Annotated in this window: 14 protein-coding genes and 1 tRNA gene; 10 read left to right on the forward strand and 5 right to left on the reverse strand. The window is 54.1% G+C overall.

The genetic code is table 11. The features are described from left to right. Both RJT37_RS17050 and RJT37_RS17055 read left to right on the forward strand, forming a co-directional pair. Entirely contained in the window at nt 1-663 is a 663-nt protein-coding gene (locus tag RJT37_RS17050) for an RPA family protein (RefSeq protein ID WP_313686325.1), read from the forward strand. A 119-nt stretch (nt 664-782) separates the two neighbouring features. Then, the gene (locus RJT37_RS17055; RefSeq protein ID WP_313686327.1) at nt 783-1,196 is read left to right on the forward strand and encodes a DUF8146 domain-containing protein; all 414 of its coding nucleotides are present in this window, start codon (nt 783-785) and stop codon (nt 1,194-1,196) included. Between the two features lie 31 nt (nt 1,197-1,227). Here the strand turns inward: RJT37_RS17055 and RJT37_RS17060 are convergent, their stop codons facing one another. Further along, nucleotides 1,228-1,683, reverse strand: a complete 456-nt coding sequence (locus RJT37_RS17060; RefSeq protein ID WP_313686329.1) for a DUF5814 domain-containing protein — start codon at nt 1,681-1,683, stop codon at nt 1,228-1,230. A gap of 193 nt (nt 1,684-1,876) precedes the next feature. On the opposite strand from RJT37_RS17060, the gene RJT37_RS17065 reads away from it, so the two are divergent. The 4 genes from RJT37_RS17065 to RJT37_RS17080 all read left to right on the forward strand — a co-directional run bounded on the left by RJT37_RS17065 (nt 1,877) and on the right by RJT37_RS17080 (nt 4,339). Next, nucleotides 1,877-1,949, forward strand: a tRNA-His gene (locus RJT37_RS17065). A gap of 53 nt (nt 1,950-2,002) precedes the next feature. Next, on the forward strand, nt 2,003-3,112 hold the full coding sequence (locus RJT37_RS17070; protein WP_313686331.1) for a tyrosine-type recombinase/integrase: 1,110 nt from the start codon (nt 2,003-2,005) through the stop codon (nt 3,110-3,112). A gap of 191 nt (nt 3,113-3,303) precedes the next feature. Further along, nucleotides 3,304-3,444 (forward strand): hypothetical protein, encoded by a 141-nt coding sequence (locus tag RJT37_RS17075; RefSeq protein WP_313686333.1) that lies wholly within the window; start codon nt 3,304-3,306, stop codon nt 3,442-3,444. A 118-nt stretch (nt 3,445-3,562) separates the two neighbouring features. Continuing rightward, on the forward strand, nt 3,563-4,339 hold the full coding sequence (locus RJT37_RS17080; protein ID WP_313686335.1) for a hypothetical protein: 777 nt from the start codon (nt 3,563-3,565) through the stop codon (nt 4,337-4,339). 1,348 nt (nt 4,340-5,687) lie between these two features. Here the strand turns inward: RJT37_RS17080 and RJT37_RS17085 are convergent. Genes RJT37_RS17085 through RJT37_RS17100 form a run of 4 tightly spaced genes read right to left on the reverse strand, consistent with a single transcriptional unit; the run spans nt 5,688 to nt 12,176 of the window. Next, nucleotides 5,688-6,407, reverse strand: coding sequence for a M48 family metallopeptidase (locus tag RJT37_RS17085; RefSeq protein ID WP_313686337.1), 720 nt, complete (start codon nt 6,405-6,407; stop codon nt 5,688-5,690). Then, nucleotides 6,400-9,360: a type I restriction endonuclease subunit R gene (locus tag RJT37_RS17090; RefSeq protein ID WP_313686339.1), complete on the reverse strand. Its 2,961-nt coding sequence runs from the start codon at nt 9,358-9,360 to the stop codon at nt 6,400-6,402. The genes RJT37_RS17085 and RJT37_RS17090 overlap by 8 nt, the downstream gene beginning before the upstream one ends. Beyond that, complete coding sequence (locus tag RJT37_RS17095) at nt 9,353-10,672, reverse strand: restriction endonuclease subunit S (protein ID WP_313686341.1); 1,320 nt, start codon at nt 10,670-10,672, stop codon at nt 9,353-9,355. The genes RJT37_RS17090 and RJT37_RS17095 overlap by 8 nt, the downstream gene beginning before the upstream one ends. Next, nucleotides 10,665-12,176, reverse strand: coding sequence for a type I restriction-modification system subunit M (locus RJT37_RS17100; RefSeq protein ID WP_313686343.1), 1,512 nt, complete (start codon nt 12,174-12,176; stop codon nt 10,665-10,667). Before RJT37_RS17100 ends, RJT37_RS17095 begins: the two co-directional genes overlap by 8 nt. 1,004 nt (nt 12,177-13,180) lie before the next feature. Between RJT37_RS17100 and RJT37_RS17105 the strand changes: the two genes are divergently transcribed. The 4 genes from RJT37_RS17105 (at nt 13,181) to RJT37_RS17120 (ending at nt 17,563) form a co-directional block, all read left to right on the forward strand. Further along, on the forward strand, nt 13,181-13,996 hold the full coding sequence (locus RJT37_RS17105; protein WP_313684617.1) for an IS5 family transposase: 816 nt from the start codon (nt 13,181-13,183) through the stop codon (nt 13,994-13,996). 1,423 nt (nt 13,997-15,419) lie between these two features. After that, the gene (locus RJT37_RS17110; protein WP_313686344.1) at nt 15,420-16,406 is read left to right on the forward strand and encodes a DUF7983 family protein; all 987 of its coding nucleotides are present in this window, start codon (nt 15,420-15,422) and stop codon (nt 16,404-16,406) included. Nucleotides 16,407-16,500: 94 nt separating this feature from the next. Beyond that, nucleotides 16,501-17,337 carry a hypothetical protein gene (locus RJT37_RS17115; RefSeq protein WP_313686346.1) on the forward strand — a complete coding sequence of 279 codons (837 nt, stop codon included), beginning with the start codon at nt 16,501-16,503 and terminating at the stop codon, nt 17,335-17,337. Nucleotides 17,338-17,344: 7 nt separating this feature from the next. Continuing rightward, nucleotides 17,345-17,563, forward strand: coding sequence for a hypothetical protein (locus RJT37_RS17120; RefSeq protein ID WP_313686348.1), 219 nt, complete (start codon nt 17,345-17,347; stop codon nt 17,561-17,563). Nucleotides 17,564-18,054: the final 491 nt, after the last annotated feature.

The following is an 18,054-nucleotide window of genomic DNA, read 5'->3' on the forward strand; positions in this document are numbered from 1 at the left end:
ATGAGCGCAAACGACATCCCCTCACGAGAGGTCGCACGCCGTGTGTTCGCAGACGAGTTCAACGACGCCGCCTTCACCTTCAAAGAGTCCGACGACGACCGCGCGCCGGTCTACGTCCTGCTGCCGACGGGGGCGAAGGCCAACCGCGTGTTCTTCGTCGGGACGCTGACGGAGAAAGACGACGTCGGCGAGGACAACGAGTACTGGCGCGGCCGGATCGTCGATCCGACGGGGACCTTCTTCGTCTACGCCGGGCAGTACCAGCCGGAGGCCGCGAGTACCCTCCGGGATCTGGAGCCCCCGGCGTACGTCGCCGTTGCCGGCAAGCCCCGGACCTACGAGACCGACGACGGGTCGGTCAACGTCTCCGTCCGGCCGGAGTCGATCGTCGTCGTCGACGCCGCCACTCGCGACCGGTGGGTCGTCGAGACCGCCGAACGGACCCTCGAACGGATTGAGGCGTTCGACGCCGAGGGCAACGAGTACGCGCGGATGGCTCGCGAGGAGTACGACCTGCCGATCGAGCGGTACACCGAATCGACGATCTCGGCACTGGAGAGCCTCGAAGAGTCCGACAGCGACGAACTCGGCCTCGGCGGTGGCACCACGGATAGTGGCGCCGGTCCCGGGGATACCGCGGACGACCTCCAGCCCGAGCCGTAGGGTCCCGACCTCCGAGCGCCGGAGTCGCGTTCCCTCGATGCACCGGGCTCGATTCCGGAGATCGGGGGAATGTCTGACGAACCATTAAGTGGATCGGCCGACGAACTGTCGGATACGCTATGGGCAACAAAAACAAGACAATCTCGTTCCGCGTCAACGAGGACGCGTTCGAGACGCTCCGCGAGATCGCCGAGGAGCGCGACATCTCTCTGTCTGCGGTCTTCCGCGATTACGTCGACACGCTCGTTGCCCACGACGGCCAGGTCCAGGTCGTCCCCGAGCACGAACTCGAACAGCTCCGGAAAGGCGACGAAGAGGAGAGCTTCCCGCCGAAGGTGAAGGTCCCGAAGAGCTTCATCCGGGAGCACGAGCGCCTCGAACTGGAGGCCGACCACCTCCGCGAGCAGCTCGAAGAGCACAAGCGGTACGTGAACTACCTCCGCGAGCAGCTCGAAGACGAAGACGAGGAAGTCATCCAGCTCGAGGACCTCGACCAGAGCGAGGCCGACGAACCCTCCTTCCGACTCGGGTGAGGGTCGTGTGCGGGCGGGGCTTTCCTTCCGCCTAGCCCGACAGCGCCTTCCGCGCCCGCCGCAGCTTCTGTTCCATCTCCTCGTTGCCCTCGACGCCCGCGAGCGTCTCGGCCGCTTCGAGCGTCCGGACCGCGTTGTCGAGGAACGACAGCACGTCGCCGGGGTACGCATACAGCAGGTACTCGTCGCTCATCACGTCGACGATGGCGTCGGGGCCGAGCCCCTGGGCGCGCAGTTCCAGCAGATACCGGATGAACTGCCGCTCCGGGTAGCCCGTATACAAGTCGTCGGGGTTCTCCGGGTCGAGGAAGTCCTCCGCGAAGTCGAGCAGCCGGTCGCGGGTCGCGTCGTCGAGTTTCGCGAGTCCCTCCCCGGAATAGAGGACGTCCATCGTCGCCCCCTTGAACGCCCCCTTCGGGATATTCACGTCCAGCTGGGAGACGATCTGTCGGTGGTTCTTCAGGTATATCTTGTCCGTGATGGCCACGCGTGGCTCGTCGTAGGCTGCTGGGCGGCAAAAGCATCCCGATGCGAGCGGAGCGTCCGGTCGACCGCTCGCAGGCGAACAGGTCGAGTCACCGCCTGCTGAACAGGTGGGGACCGGCGCTGTGTGACGCCGACGCACTCCACCCGAGAGTCGTAACGTATTTGGCTCCGACGGGGGTACCTCAGGGTGCGTGTCCGGGTTAGGGTAGTGGACTATCCTTCAGCCTTGTGGAGGCTGAGACGCGGGTTCGATTCTCGCACCCGGACCTCACGGCTCCGCCGTGATGCGGTTTTCCGGTTCTCACACCACGGAGAACCAAATGTCTCAAGTCAAAAAGGCGGGTATCCGACTGGTCACCAAGCCGGCTGAGGACTACCTGTCAGAACGTCAGTTGACGGACTATCGCGAGCATCGAGAACGCCTCATCGACTGGATGGTAAACATCGGGAAAGACCCCGAACACGGAGACGGATACGCATACGACACCGCAAACGGCCGCGCCTACCGACTCGATCTCTTTTATCGGAACGTCTGGAAAGAGCAAGAAGGGCGCTACACGACCGAGATCACCCACGATCACGCCGACGCCTATATGAAAGAACTCGCCTACGGGGACACTTCACAGGAAAACAAGGCGAGCCACCTCAAAGCGGTCAAAATGCTGTTCCGGTGGCGGGCATACGCCCTTGACGGCGAGGAGTGGGAGCCGGAAATCACATTCAGTCCCAACACCGGGAACACGAACCCCAAGGACTTCCTCACCCGGGAGGAGCGCGGGGCCGTCAGAGAGGCTGTACTTGAACACGGGAGCGTCCCGAGTTACAACGCACTCACGCCCGAACAACGCGATAGATGGAAGATACACCTCGCACAGCGCTTCGAGATGCCGAAGAAGGACGTAGGACCCGACGAGTTCAAGCGAGCCAACTCGTGGAAGGTCCCGAGCCTGTTCTGGACCGCACTCGATGCCGGTCTGAGGCCCATCGAGGTCCAGCGGTCGAAAGTCCAGTGGTTGGATATACAGAACGCGCTCCTCCGGATCCCGAAACAGGATTCCAGCAAGAACAGCGACAACTGGACCGTCTCATTAACGGACCGTACCGCGAACGCTCTTGACCGGTGGCTTACGGAACGAGCCACATACGACAAGTATCAGGATTCGGACTCGATATGGCTCAATCGGTCCGGGAACCCGTACAATCACCACTCACTGAACCGTTTGTTTCAGAAGGTCTGTACGACCGCAAGTATTCCATCGGAGGGACGGACCTTCTACTCGATCCGACACTCAACGGCGACCTATATGGCCCGCGAGGAGGACTTGGCGGCGGCTCAGGCTCAACTACGGCACAAGAGTCCGCAAACTACGATGAGATACGACCAAGCACCGGTCGAAGATAGGCGGGACGCACTGAATAGGATGGGATAAGCCACAAGCCTCCTTTCTAAGAATACAATATATATTTGATATATATACGGGGCTAAATCGACGGTTCGGAAACGGCTTCAACGCACTTCTTCGGGCTAATTGAGCAATAAGAAATCCAGATTCGACAAGTACCCTTCTGAGAAATATAATTTAACCGATATATTTATACGACTACAAAAGAAACGTAGGGTATGGGTCTGAAACCATCTCCACGCCAAGCCGTCATCATCCAAGAGCGTGTCAAAGAGGCCCTCCATAGTGACCGACTCCCCCGTGAGGAACAGGAGCTACTACGGGAGTTCGACGCCGACCTTGATCGCTACTTGGAATAGATAGCGCATCGGGGACCGAGCCGAAACCGTCGGGAGGGAGGGGGCGCGATCCCTTCGGATAAACAACATCCTCAGTAGCTCCTTCATACTTTTAAAGTTTCAATTGAACTAAAAGAGTATGGCTAAACGCCGACAATTCATTATCTCACTTGGACTTGCGGTTGGACTTGCGGGCTGTAGCGGAGATCCCGATACCGACTCTGGTGGGGATCAAACACAGTCGCCAACAGATACCCCAACAAGTACACCAACAGACACACCGACAGATACGGCCACCTCCACACAAACAGAGACGCCAACAGATTCACCAACGCCGGAACCCACCGAATCCGAGGATGTTTCGTATCAAGTTAGAATAGTCTACGATGGAGAGTGGCAAGGAAGTATCAGTGCTGGAAGCACCTCGCGCTCAATAGATGGCTCCGGTACAGATACTTACGATATTGATGGAGACCCGTTCATCGTTTCGGCAAATGCCCAGAAGAATGACGATAGTTCAAGGGAATTGACGGTTCAAATCTTACAGGACGGCGAGGTAATTGCCGACGAAAGCACCACCTCTGAGTACGGGATTGCCCAAGTCACCTCAGAAGACGATACAAGTGGTGGGGGCGACGGCGGTGGCTCTGAGTCGTCCTTCTCAGTTAGGATTCAATACAGCGGGGAGTGGCAAGGAAGTGTTGGTAGTGGAGGCTCTATCCGATCAGTTGATGGAAGTGGGACCGAGACATTTGACATAGAAGGTAGTCCTGACATTATCTCGGCTAATGCCCAGAAACAGGACGACAGTTCCGATACTCTGACCGTTCAAATTCTCGAAAACGGAGAAGTGGTTAAAGAATCCAGTACATCCGCCGAATACGGACTTGCACAGGTGAGTTACAGTAACTTTTGAAAGTACTACCGTAGCTGTTACTGGGATCCCGACTCTACTCGGTGAGGGAATCTAATCGGTACTGTCCCAATTGTAGGAATGATTCCCGGTAAGGGGCCTTCCTGAATCCTTACACACGCGGGAAATCGTCCCAGTTCACGAGCCGGGTAAGGCCTCTCAGCGATCCGGCAAATCGAATGGTGTCAAAACCTCCCTTACGGAGAATCTTTGATGGACAGGAAGGCAAGGCGACGTCGGGGAACGTAGATCGGCTGGCTACGGGATTCCGTAAGGGGCCTTACCGACTCTCAAAATATCACTCTCAAACATCCCTCATAGGGCGGTTTTACTTAACCAGCACAGACTGAGTTTCAGGACCAGTGACCGACAAATATAACAGAATAAATTACTATCTGTTTATCGTATAGTATGTTTCATTTAGGCCTGTGATATGCTCTTTAGATGTTTCCAAAATACTATCTCAATAATTTCTGTAAATTCGGCATAGCCTATATGCTCCTGTGCGGCTCGTGGTGAGGTTTTCAATGTTGGATGAACATTACCCCTCAAAACAATTAAAAATCAAACTGGAGACATCCTCGTGCGACCGAGGGTCTGGTGGTCCCTACTCTATACCCTCAGTTACACATTCTGACTAAAATGCCGAAAGAAATCGGGATCTTCCGTCATCAAAGAAAGCTCCGGGAAAGAAAGGAAGGGGGAGACTTACAGTGGGGGTAGGATTGATTGGAGTGCGGAGGGTCCTAATTGGGAACCGCTGTCCGGTTCCAGAAGGTTTGGGTCCAGAAGTTCCTATCCGGCGAGAACCCAGCAACCTATACCATACCGTACAGCACAGCACCGCTTACCGCTACCGCAACCGCACCGCTGTCTGGTTTCAGAGGTTCCGGCTCAACGAGAACGAAGGGTACGTACAACACCTATTGGATACCGCTTGTCCCTTTGGGTACCGCTGTTCGGGCTCCAGAGGTTCCCGGTTCGACAAGAAAGGGAGACTACGGACAGCATACGGCTCCTGTTCCTGTTATCACTGTAGAGAAGCACATACAGACCCCATACATCAATAGTGGGACCAGTCGGACATACCCGTGTCGTCCTATTACGGCTCGTGTAGGGGCTTTCATCTAAAATACGTAAACCTCCCTATGTCGAACCTAAACGTTCCCCTCGGTGGTTCCTACGGTGGTCTAATAGGAATCCCGGGTATTTGATAAGGTAGATGTAGTAAATGTCTGGATTAGTATATATCAGGGGATAAGTCAAGGATCAGTTTGTTATTGCCGGTTGGCCGAGACGTGCCTGTTCTCGCCGCTATCGAAAGATGATACGAATAAACTGGATCTCGTTTCTATAAATCCTGATCCGTGAAAATTAATCGGGTACTGTTTTCGGCTAACCACTCCGAGTGTGATTTGTATTCAGGATCATACTCGGCGACAAGCGCCCAGAAATCGTCAGTATGGTTCTGTTCTCGAAGGTGTGCCAGTTCGTGAATCACGATATAATCGACTACGTCGGGCGGAGCCATCATCAACCGCCAATTCAGGCCAAGGGTCCCCGTCGTTGAACAACTACCCCACTTCGTCCGTTGGTTTCGGACCTCAATCTGTTCATACTCTACATCCATCTTGTCGGCGAAGTGTTCAGCACGGTCCTCGAAATAGTCGCGCGCTTCTCGTCGGTACAGGGTTTCCAATGCCCGCTGTATCGAAGTCTGGTCAACGTGGTGTTTCGCTAATCGGAACTCGGACTCAATCACCGCCGAGGAAGACCGCTTCTCGACAACAACCTCAAACGGTTCGCCAAGGTACGGGAATGTTTCTCCGGCGACGAACTCCCGGTCCGGAATCTGTTCACGGTACTCGTCGTACTCTCGTTTCTTCTCGATAACCCATACCGCGTTCTGTTTCAGAAGTTCCGAAGGTAGTGTCTCGTCGGATTCAGGAAGCACGACCTTGACACCGTGAATGTCCACGTCGATCCGGGGTTTGGACGCTTCCCGGCTCCGTTGTACGTCGTACTCGACAGTATCTCCCAACAGTTCTACTGACTGGCGGCTCTTAGCCATAGTTCTGAATGAGGTAATTCCGAATATTGTCTACGAACTCGTCGTCATCCCGAATCAAGTGACCGAGGTCGTGGTTCTTCACCAGCACGTCCAACAAGATCCGCTCGATCTCCCCGATGGTCTGTTTGTTCGTCTTCCAGCCGGGGTATCCACGATCAACTCGATCCCGGAAGTTGGTGACGATCTCCTCGGCGACCTTCTCCGCCTGTTCATCGGATTCGATTGCGTCAGGAGTCTCCTCTGTCAAGTGCGTATAGATAGCGAACTCGGCATCATTCATTCCCTGTTCGGCGGCCTCCTCCTCCACCTCCAAGACCGCTTCCTCGACTGATTTCAGGGCTTCAACCGCTTCGGGATCATCAATCTGGTCACCTTGCCACCGTTCAACAATATCAGTCACCCGCTCACTGAGCCGCTTGTATCGGGGGTTTTGGTTCTCCCGGGGGTGGAGGTGTTCACGGGTGGCGTGGGCAATCTGGGAGGCTTTGACCCCCGGATTATCCAGTTCCTCAACGTCCTCCAGATACTCCTCACCGAGTTCGTACGTGGGGAAGTCCCGCTTGATCTCGGGAATGTCAACGTGTTTGTCGATGATCTCGCGGGTTTTCTCCCGCATCTCGTCTTCGGGGCTGTTCTCTCCCGACGTGGTCCGTTTGAAGGCGACGTGAATCCGACTTAGCCACTTGTAGTCCCGTTCGATCCCCTCACTCACCAGCCGTCCATCGGGGGCAACCGCCTCGTAGAGATTCTGGAGCCGGCGGAAGTTCTGTTTGAACTCCCTACGCTCTGGATGTGTACTTACCCGTTCGACAGCCGCCGACGTTGCCTCTTGCGTGTCCTCCTTCGGAATCCCGTCGAAAATATCCAGTACCCTTTCGGTCTGTTCGACAAGATCCTCGTAGAGTTCGTCCTTGTCCCGGGCGGCGTAGGCTTTCGTCTCGGCGTCGTAATCAAGCGCCTCATCGATATTCTCGAAGACCCCTTGGAAGTCCACGATCTCGCCGTTCTCCTTCCCGGAGGCCGGCCGGTTGGTCCGGGCGATGGCTTGCATCAGATTGTGATTCTTCAGATTCCGATCCAAGTACATCGTCTTGAGTATCGGCGCGTCGAAGCCGGTGAGAAGCATATTATGGACGACGAGGAGTTTGGGGTTCTCGTCCTGTTTGAACGCCTTGACGATGCTGTCCCGCTCCTCTGAATCCGTGTGGAACTGATTGATGAGGTCGGGATCGTCCTTGGTAGAAGTGTATAGGACTTCGACTTCATCCTCGCCGCGTCGTTCGATCAGCCGCTCTCCGTACATCGCCGCCGAACGCCGGCTCGGAGTGACGACCATTCCCTTCCAGCCGTTGGGGGCCACCTTCTCGTTGTAGTGGGAGTCGATTTCTTCGACCGCCCGATTAACACGGGGTTTGATTTCGGCCAGCGTGGTCGCGGTGACGTTCTCCCGGATGGCTTCGCGCTTCTCGTCGGTTGTCATCCCCCGGAATCTCTGTTCAAATTCCTCGTCCAGCCCGGCCTCGTCGATCTCCCATTCCATCTGGTGACGGAGTGTGAAGTACACGGGAAGGATCAGGCCGTCATCGATCCCCTGTTTGACCGAGTACCGGTGGAGGTAGTCTTCGCCCTCTGGGGAGAACTCACGGAACGTGTTACGGTCCTCGTGTTTCTCGCCCTCTCTGACCGGTGTGCCAGTAAACCCGAAGTGGGTACAATCGGGAAGGGCGGCGTCGAGCCGGCTTCCGAGGTCGGCTTCCATAAACCGGTGGGCCTCGTCGGACATTACGACCACCTCGTCACTTCCCTGTACGTCGGGATCAACGTCCTCGAACTTCTGGATCGTCGTGAGAACGAGCTGGCTCTGACCTTCCTCGATGAGCTGTTGGAGATGATTGATGCTCTCGGCTTCCGTCCACTGTTCCAGCGAGAGGTTCGCCAGTTGGTCCCGCATCTGGGAGTTCAGTTTGTCGGTATCCACGATCACGAAGACTTGCGGATTGCGGGCCACGGTCGGTCGGGACAATAGGTTCTCAGCGGCGTACAGCATCGTGAAGGACTTCCCTGACCCTTGGGTGTGCCAGATCAGCCCCCGGTCGTGGACGCCCTCTCGGACTCTCTCAAGGATTCGGTTGACCGCGTAGTATTGCATATACCGGGGGACGATCTTGGCGTTGCCGCCGGCCCGCCGCTCGAAAAAGACGAAGTGTTTCAGGAGATCCAGGATCGTCTCGGGGTTACAGAGTGCGGTGACGGCTTGCCGCATCTCGTTGTCGTCTTGGAACCGCTCGGGGGCGTCGTTCCACGGTTCGTAGAACTCTTTTGGGGCACCGACAGCACCGTAGCGGAGTTCCATCGTATCGGCGGCGATATTGAACAGACCGGGAACGAACAGCCGGGGTACGTCCTCCTCGTAGGCTTTGAGGTCGCTGACGGCGTCGTGCCAGTCGTTGTCCTGTGCGAGACTCTTGAGTTCCATCGTTACCAACGGAATCCCGTTGACGAACAGATTCACGTCCGGTCGGATGGTCGTCTCTCGGGAGACAGAGAACTGGTTTACTGCGTGGAATCGATTATTCTCGGGATTCTCGTAGTCTATCAGGTCAACGTAGACCGTATCGGTGGTGCCGTCGTTGCGCTGGACGGTGAACGTCTTTCCCTTGTCGAGTAGGTCATAGAAGTCCTGATTGCCGTCCATCAGGTTGTCGGCGTCGAGATCGCGACGAAGTGAGGAGATGAATTTCCCGACGTTGTCTTCGGTTACAGGATCGTTGAGTGCGACGACCTGTTCGGCGAGAAGATCCCAGTAAATAACTTCGTGGCTGTCGCGTTCGTAGTTTTCATCGAGAACCTTCGCACCATAGCCGCTGTCCTGTCCGTGTGTCTCCCATCCGACGCCGTCAAGCCACGAGAGAAGCGAGCGTTCGACTCCCCCCTCGGATGGGATGCTAACCATATTGGGCGATTTCGTCTGGCACCTCTATGTTAGTGACGGTTGTCCTGACTGTACCCGAGAGAAGGTCTTGCATTAGGCCACGCTTGAGGCGTTTTAATACGGATAGGTGTTGTCGATTTATTCGTCGTCCCTCATCATATGCCGAAAGAACATCTACAACCCTCTGTTGTTCCTCAATTGGTGGTTTGAATATGTCGAAAGACTGGAAACTGCTTTTATTGACTATTGGTATTGTTGTTTGCCCGGCTTGTGATTCAATAAACCCAGATAATAGTTGAAGATGGTAATAGAGAAACTCAGGAAGATATTCGGACTTTTCTATAACTACAGAATTTATTTGCTGATTAGTTGTAACTTCACGGTCAGCGATAGCAACTCTACCAATATTCCCGATACAACTCGTCATCACCGAACCTTCTGGTATTGGCTTGGCTTCGTTACGACCCTTCTCAGAAAGCGTTCTCTCAGAGGTTCTCACATATTTTCTTTGAGAGAGTGTTTCAGGAGATACAAATGGTAGGTCACCACCGAAGTTGTCCTCATTCTCTGTTGACGGAGTATCTCCGGTGACCACCCTTCCGATAGAATCTATTTCGGTTACTTCCCAAGAGGCCGGAACTCGGAAAACCTTCGGACCAAGCCTTTCCACCTTTGTTCCGGAATTAGAATCTGTAGTTGTTTTTCGTTTCCCGAACAGATTTCGGAGCAATCCACTTTGCACAGTACCAATCTGTTCAATAATCGACTCAGTATTCTTAATTGCCCGATCAATCGTGTAGAGTATGGTGGCGATTTTGCGCTGTTCTGGGAGTGGTGGTTTTTCAATCTCTACTTTATCTAAGAGATATACAGAAAGGTGGTTATGGGTGGTTGACCCACCAATCGTCTCAAGTTCGTTCTTCATTGATAGGAACTTATTCGCTAAATAGTAGGAATTGAAGCCTCGCTTAATCCCAAAAGAATTGAATTGCTGGTTTGTCGCCATTCTTTTTTGATTGATGCCGACTTTCCCAATAGAGGCCGTACAACTCAAAATAACAGACTTTTCAGGCACTATTTTTGCCGTACAATTTTCTAATCCACTTTCTGTTATGGATTCTTCTGTATTATAGATTAAATTGACTTTGCCATCTTGTACCTCGCTATTCGACAGCCAAGGAATCTCTCCATTCCAATAATCAGAATTGCTCTTAGTAGGAGTATCTCCAGAGTACCGGGTAAAGTATGATTCATCACCTAATTGGATGGTCTCCCATTCCATCTCGTGTTCGTCGTCGTTAACGAACTCATCTAACGTCGCCTCCTCAGTCATAATTCAACGCCTCCATATGTTCGTTTATTGTCGCCTCGATCTCCTCCCGCTCATTCTGTAATTCGCGCAATCTCGCCAGTTCCTCCTCCACATCAATATCTTCCTCCGGCTCGGTCGTGTCCACATACAGCGCGATATTGAGATTGTAATCGTTCTCTCGGATCTCCTCTATCGACACTGTCCGGCTCACGCGCTCCTCAGTCGTCCACCCACGGAAGTTCTCTACGATGTGGTCAAGCCCGTCCTCAGTGAGTTCGTTCTGATTCGACAGTTCCTCATAGAAGTCTTCGTCAGCGGCGTGAATGAACTGTACTTCACCCTCTCGCTCGGCGGGCTTGTCCGTGTTCAGCACGAGGACCGCCGAGGGGATCGAATTGTTCTGGAATAGATTCTCGGGAAGCCCGACGATGGCCTCCACTATATCGCTCTCCAGCATCGGCTCCCGATACCGACTCTCGTGTTTCCGGAACAGCACGCCGTGAGGGATGACGATCGCGGCCTTGCCCCCCGCCTCATCGCGCTCGGGGCGCTTGAGTTGCTTCGCCATATGCATAATGAAGGCGTAGTCACCCCGATCCGCACGCGGGAGTTTGTCGTGCCAATCGAACCGTCCCCACGGATCGTCTTGGAGTTCGTCTTTCGCCCAATCAGCCGAGAACGGGAAATTGGCGAGGACACGGTCGAAGCGAGTGAGTTCGCTGTTCTCGTCGTCGTCGGTGAACGCCGGACTCGACAAGGAGTCTTCCCGCTCAATCTCTCCTTCCAGTCCGTGAATGGAGAGGTTCATTTTCGCAATCGCCGCAATATCGGGATTGATCTCCTGTCCGGTGAACGTGAGTTTCGTCGGATCGCCGCCCTGTTCCTCACGGTAGTACCGGGCGGCCTCGATCAGCATCCCGCCAGAGCCAACGGTCGGGTCGTGGAAGTCCATCCCATCCTCGAACTCGTCCACGAGCCGGACACAGAGATTGACGATGTGGGGCGGAGTGAAGAACTGGCCGCCGGACTTGCCCTCCTCCTCGGCGAAGTGCCGCACGAGATCCATATAGGCCTCGCCGAGCATATCCGGAGGGACGCTGTCCCGGTCAAGGTCGTAGCCGTCTTTCGAGAGGTGTTCTACGAGTCTCCCGAGCCGGTCGTCACCGAGGGCGTCGGCTTCGATATAGTTCGCGCGGAAGACCCCTTTCAGTTCGGGATTCTCCTCCACAAGCGCCTCGAAAGCGTCGTTTAGTGCCTGATCAACCCTATCGCTGACATTCCGAATATCTTCCCACAAGTAGCCTTCCGGGACAACAGGAATATCGTAGAGGTTGTTCCGACGGGCGAACTCCTCGCCGTATTCTTCGAGGTTCTGTTCGTACTGTTTCTCGAACTCGTCGGAGATCGACTTGTAGTAGACAAGGGGAAGGATGTATTCCTTGTAGTCGGTCGGATCGACGGCGTCGCGGATTATATCGGCACACTTGAACAGATGAGATTCGAGGTCATCCAACGAGACGGGCATAGGGTATCGGTTATGTCCAACCCGTATATTTGCTATGGTGGGGAGTGGGATCGCATCTGGATCAGTATTCGGCGAGAAGGGGGGAAGTTTCTGAGTATCTGTTCACGATAAAGAATCCCACACTCCTCTTTCGAGGTTGGATCAGGATTTTTCAGAAGTATTCCAAACCACCCGGATACGACGAGAACGCCGCGACTCTATCTTGACCGCACCTCCGATTCTGTATCTCGGTTCGGGTGCTGTTCGTTTGTCCCCCCGTTCTTGTCGGTCAGGACTCCGGTATCGGCGGGAAGCGCGGGACTCTGTTCAAGTCGTTTTCTGTTCCGAAGGAACTGGCTATCAACTTCGGACCCTTGCGCTTGAATCAAGATCGATACAGGATCGGTAGAAGTACCGATTAGGATCTGACCCGGCTCCGTTATTGACTCTCCTCACTACCAGTAATACACGTCGTCTTATATAGGGGGGTAGGTCGGACTACAGATACCGATGAGACATATTCGTCTGGCGTGACTTTCGTCCTGAATGGTAAGGTTTCAGTTCACTACGAAGCTTCTCAATCGCCTTCGCTATGTAATCCAGTTTCAATCCTAACTCCTCAGCCATACGGACGAACTCTGGATCGTTGTCCTCCGGTTTCATCGTCGGGTAGTATTTCCGACCGTCTTCGGCACAGACAAGCGCACACATACAGAAGGCGGCCATCCGAACGCCACCGAGCTGGCTATACTTCCGGAAGTCCGGGATTGTGAACCGACTACGACCGATTCCTTTCTGACGATCCGTGAGATGAAGCTGGGAGGCGATACTGTCGTACATCGCTAAGTTCTCAATCAGACGCTCGTGGTTCTCATCTCTCCAGTTGAGGTTCCATCTTCCGCTATTGTACTTTGAGAGATCTCTATAAAATTTTGCCTTGTTTTGCCGCTAGCTGACTGTAGTTTCAGACGCTCTCACAGGAAAATACCGTCAAGCTAACCGGGAATTGGACGCCGTCTGGCGATATGGGATCGCTCAGACGGCTCGCTCGGATGTGTCGAGATCTTGCCAAACAGCACGTAGATGACCCTGACGTACCCGCCGCGCCGAACGGCGCGGACGGGTACGCCAAGTGGACACAGATTGCGTTGATTTTGTTCCGCGTTGAGTTGGAGAAGAGTCTTCGTGAGACTGAAGACTACCTCAACGAGATGCCCGGTATCCTCGCCGTATTTGATCTCAACGAGGCACCACACTACAGTTCGTTCTGCCGGTGGGAAGACGAGTATCGGATGCGTGAACTCCGCCGCCTGCTCCGCGCTTCGGCGGAGCAGGCGGGCTGGAGTGGTGAAGCCGCAATCGATGCAAGTGGCTTCCAGCGTGATCAGACCAGCTATCACTACCGTGACCGTGCGAACTACTCGTTCCAGTCGATGAAGACAACCATCTTGATCGACGTGAACTCGCTAGCGATCAAAGACGTTCATTTCACGACACAGAAGGCGTGGGACGGCCACATCGGGATGCAGGTCTTCCGCCGGAACGCGGAAGACCTGCGTGTATTGTCTGCTGACGCGAACTACTCGTGGGGCGAACTCCGTGAGGAGTGTCGCTCGAACTCAACGCGACCACTGATCAAGCACAGGGAACAAACACCGTTGCAGAAGGCCCACAACGCCCGAATGACCGAGGATTACAACCAACGCTGGATGAGTGAGACGGGCTTCTCGCAGTTGAAAGAAGACGACGGCGAGAAGCTCCGCTCCCGGAGCTGGCACGGCCAGTTCCGGGAGCTGACTCGGAAGTGCATCGTCCATAACCTAACGCAGGCGGCGAGTTAGGGCTCGCCGCCTGCTCCCCTTCTCCGGACGTATCCGGGAGAGGCATCGCCGTCGTCACCGAAACAACGAAGCAAGATACCATAGTTTTGACCCTTCGGCAACCGCTGTCAGTAACAGCCGCTGTATCTTCTGACTGTAAGAACGCACCTCTGACAGCGTGAGACTACAAACAATCGACCCTACCCCGTCGCTGTCTTGCGTTCAACAAGGCATAAAATTTCCAGAAGAATCGGCTCTCGTCCATCCGTTTTCCCGTGTCGTACATATCTTGATACCAGAATATTGTAGCATTGTGCGTATCTCGTTCTGTTCTCGGCTCTGGGTTGTTTTCGTCGTACATTGGGTTCTCTGGGGTGGGAACAACAGTCATTGGTTAGGACGCGACCTTCCCGCCGCTTTGGGAATTGAGTTCAGAAGAAATGTCCACAGTTGCCGCGCTCCGCTGTCTCCCCCATCTTAGTCTCAACGACTGTGTTAGTTCTACCGGTCGTTGTCGTGCGATTTGCGTTGTCTGGAAGGCCCCTTGCGCGCCCGAAGACTCCGATCATCTCGGGAACCGGGTAACGGCATTTAGTTATCGGAGATCTTGACTCGTGTCAAAATCGATTTTAGAAAGATACAGTCGGATGATGCTGGGAGTAGGGCCTTTCTTGTCGAGTTAGAAACCACTGTCGTCGGCCAGTCGTATTAGCTTCGGACCCACTGTGAGTATCAATACGATCATCGCCAGTCTCCCCGCAAGGTCAAACAGGGCCATCGGATTTTCTGTGAACCACCACATAACGGGTTTGAGAAAGGTGATTCCGTAGAATTGAGCCAGTATTGTCGAAATGACGGCTCCAAAGACGGCTGTTATGAGTAGTGCTGAAAAGTACCGAAGTTTTCGAGGGCTGGCAAACTTGTCAACTATATACTACTTTAGTCGATTAGACAATAAATATTTCTGTGGATCTCCCGATGAAGTCCTCTCGGGGCGCCACTCGTTGAAGCGGGCCGAGTAAAATATAATCATCCGGTTTAGTTGGAGGAGGAGTTCAAGAAGGTGTGTTTCGGTCCGTTAAGGACTTCTCGGAGAGCCTAACGTGGTTATATAGCCCCTTTCTCGTTGGATTACGACTCCGGATACAGTGGGCTGTCGCCCTGACAGGCTTGATTCAGGCTCAACCGCCAACTACTCCACTTGTATATATCATAAGTAGGATACTTGGCGATTCAGAGTCTGGAACGGAGAGTCCGTCTGGGTCTGTACCCCGGAGAGACGGGACCGACGAGAAGGGGGGTGTTGGGATGGCGCGGGGTTCTCGTCGCGTACACTCTTCTGGTTTCAGACAAAGAATGACGAAAGTTGTTCATACAGATAGAGACACTATTCTCGATGAACCCGTCCGTGAGTTTTTGATCGGTGGGGATGTACCTCCCTGATATGACATTCACCGCGAGTTGGCACAATCTCCTCGAAAACGCGGAGGAACTCCCAGCGGACGCGACACTCCTTACACCACTCTCTCGAAAACCGTTCCGAATCACCGACGTACAGGAACACCGCATCCTCATTGAGTACCGCGACGACGATGGAACAGTCCCGCTCAAGCGAGACCAGTTCGAGACGCTTTACGAACAAGTCACCGATGGATGGGGTGGCTTCGACCTCGACAATCTCCCTCCGGACGCCGGACCCTACGCGACCGTCTTGAGTCTCCATCCACGGTTTTCGATTGACGACCGAGAGGGGATGCTCACTGAGAGTGATACACCAACGAGTTCCCGGTTAGTTGATTCCCACGAGGCCCAGCGTGATGAAGACGAGCGTGAGGAGCCGGATATTCCGGTCTATGCCGACGCACTCTTGCTCATCGACGCGCTCGAACGGCACGATCCAACCGACCTCGACGGGATGGAGACACCCGCACTTGTGAACCTCTACACGCTTCTCTCGGACGTACAGCGGAACGCCAACGATCTCCGGCAAGAGGTACGGAGTGTTCTCCTTGACCGGCTCCACCACGATCAGCCCGTCTCTGGTCAGTACGGCTCTGTCCAACGGACCACGCGGCGGAATCGGTCGCTAAAAGACGATGCTGAAGTACTGGATGTACTGGAAGAAGCCGGGATCGGCCGAGAGCGTGTAACGAGCGTTGACGCCAGTAAGGTAGATGATACGCTTGAAGTGACGGAACTCAGCGAGACCGACGTGTACGAGATCGATGAGAGTGAATATGTCCGGAAGGCCGACGTAGACGAAGAAAGCAAAGAGACACGCCTCCAAGGATTGAAAGATCAACTGGCCGCGACCGACGAAGACACTGAGGAACTACAGGCGGAGATCGAGGAACTGGAACAGCGGATTGCGGACCTCACCAGTTTCGACTCGGCGTCATCCTACCACACGCAATCAAGAGGCGATCTGTAACGGCCAATCGCTCAATACAGACTATCGGTCCACCGGTTTACTTTCACTCCGGTTAAAGAAGGTTTATGACAAAACGTAGGAAATTCGTAACTAAATGACTGTAGGAATTGGCGCGGTTTGCGAAGCGGACACTGATAATCCAAAAGTCGTCGTAGCGGCAGACCGGCTCGTTACGAGCGGACAAGCTGCACGTCGAGAATACGAACACACGAGCAGCAAAATGCTCTCTATACACGGCACAAATGGAGACAATTCAGTGTGTGCTGTTGGTATCGGCGCTGGATCGGTATCATTAGCTGACGAGGTATTCTACAAAGTTGATCAGAAGGTTGCAGGAGCGCCACCTGAGTCTGCTCGTTCACTGGCTCAGTACGGTATGTTGTCGCTCCAAGAGGTTGTCCAAGAAACAATCAATCGTCAAGTGCTCAGTCCTCACAACCTGAATCTCCAGACATTCAACCAGACTCAAGGACAGATGAACCCCCAGGTTGTCCAAGGAATCTACCAAGAAATCACACAGAAGAAGGACGAGGTACTCCAGCAGGTGAATATTCTTCTGGCAGCGGTCGATTCAGAAGGAGCTCACCTGTACAACATTCGGCAGAATGACCTGGCCCGCAACGATACGATCGGCTATCTCACAGTCGGAAGTGGTGCAGAGCCAGCAAATTCCACATTTATCCGTAACAGATACGACGACACCTGTGAACTCGACGACGCTCTCCTTGATGTCACCGAAGCGAAGGCCCAAGCAGAGGAGGCTCAGGGAGTTGGTCGGAAGATGGACCTCGCTGTTCTCGACCAATCGGGCCGCCGGGATCTCGATGACGACGAAATCGAACACCTGCGGGAAGTATACGAAGAGGTAATCAAAAAGGAACAGTCTGCTCGGCAGAGTGTCATCGAAGACCGTGACTACTCTCTCGAATAGAGCCGTAGTGAAAGTAAAACAATTAAACAAGAGAAGTAATAGTCAAACTGTAAAGCGTATGTTGCAAGAAAACGAGGCACCAAAATCAGGACCATCAGCCCTTGAAAAACGCATAGCTATGGGTTTGGGAACACCAAGTAATCCACCACCCCAAGAAGAGATCGATTTGGAAGAGTTGATAGCCGACGAAATACCAAATTTGGACGCGATTGAATCTGAAGAATAAATCTTCTACACCTATCTGCTCTCCAATAACAATACGAGCAGGGTCCAGTAGCCTGAGACGGTCTTCAACCCCAACCACTACTATAACTTTCCGGTAGGAATTTCGGTTCGGAAGACACGAAATCCCCACCACATAGCATTAATCCGAAAACCACACGCATACAAACCCTGACGGCCGATTCGCCCGTTACATAGTGAAAATAATCCGCGTGAAGTGGTCTTCGGGATCTTAACGCTGATCGGGTAGTGTTACGCGCCCTTTCTCGCCAGTTTGGGGTGTTGTTTCTGGGTGTCCGGCTGGGGATCGGGACTCAGTGAACCTCCGTTGACCCTCGCGGCTTCGAGGGGGGTGTTTATATGGGGTGGCACCGTGGGTGTTAGTGAGAACCGGGTTAGGGTCCAACTATGGCCTAAGCGCGTGTTTTGCGCAAGTGCGTAAAACAGCGCTTGTGGAGGCTGAGACGCGGGTTCGATTCTCGCACCCGGACCTTC

This window comes from Halobellus marinus, from assembly GCF_032113415.1.
GTDB classification, from domain to species: Archaea; Halobacteriota; Halobacteria; order Halobacteriales; family Haloferacaceae; genus Haloquadratum; species Haloquadratum marinus.

What these genes read in the sequence shown, in the direction of transcription:
- RJT37_RS17050 (WP_313686325.1), top strand. Translation starts at nt 1, where the DNA reads ATGAGCGCAAACGACATCCCCTCACGAGAGGTCGCACGCCGTGTGTTC.
- RJT37_RS17055 (WP_313686327.1), top strand. Translation starts at nt 783, where the DNA reads ATGGGCAACAAAAACAAGACAATCTCGTTCCGCGTCAACGAGGACGCG.
- RJT37_RS17070 (WP_313686331.1), top strand. Translation starts at nt 2,003, where the DNA reads ATGTCTCAAGTCAAAAAGGCGGGTATCCGACTGGTCACCAAGCCGGCT.
- RJT37_RS17075 (WP_313686333.1), top strand. Translation starts at nt 3,304, where the DNA reads ATGGGTCTGAAACCATCTCCACGCCAAGCCGTCATCATCCAAGAGCGT.
- RJT37_RS17080 (WP_313686335.1), top strand. Translation starts at nt 3,563, where the DNA reads ATGGCTAAACGCCGACAATTCATTATCTCACTTGGACTTGCGGTTGGA.
- RJT37_RS17085 (WP_313686337.1), bottom strand. Translation starts at nt 6,407, where the DNA reads ATGGCTAAGAGCCGCCAGTCAGTAGAACTGTTGGGAGATACTGTCGAG.
- RJT37_RS17090 (WP_313686339.1), bottom strand. Translation starts at nt 9,360, where the DNA reads ATGGTTAGCATCCCATCCGAGGGGGGAGTCGAACGCTCGCTTCTCTCG.
- RJT37_RS17095 (WP_313686341.1), bottom strand. Translation starts at nt 10,672, where the DNA reads ATGACTGAGGAGGCGACGTTAGATGAGTTCGTTAACGACGACGAACAC.
- RJT37_RS17100 (WP_313686343.1), bottom strand. Translation starts at nt 12,176, where the DNA reads ATGCCCGTCTCGTTGGATGACCTCGAATCTCATCTGTTCAAGTGTGCC.
- RJT37_RS17105 (WP_313684617.1), top strand. Translation starts at nt 13,181, where the DNA reads ATGGGATCGCTCAGACGGCTCGCTCGGATGTGTCGAGATCTTGCCAAA.
- RJT37_RS17110 (WP_313686344.1), top strand. Translation starts at nt 15,420, where the DNA reads ATGACATTCACCGCGAGTTGGCACAATCTCCTCGAAAACGCGGAGGAA.
- RJT37_RS17115 (WP_313686346.1), top strand. Translation starts at nt 16,501, where the DNA reads ATGACTGTAGGAATTGGCGCGGTTTGCGAAGCGGACACTGATAATCCA.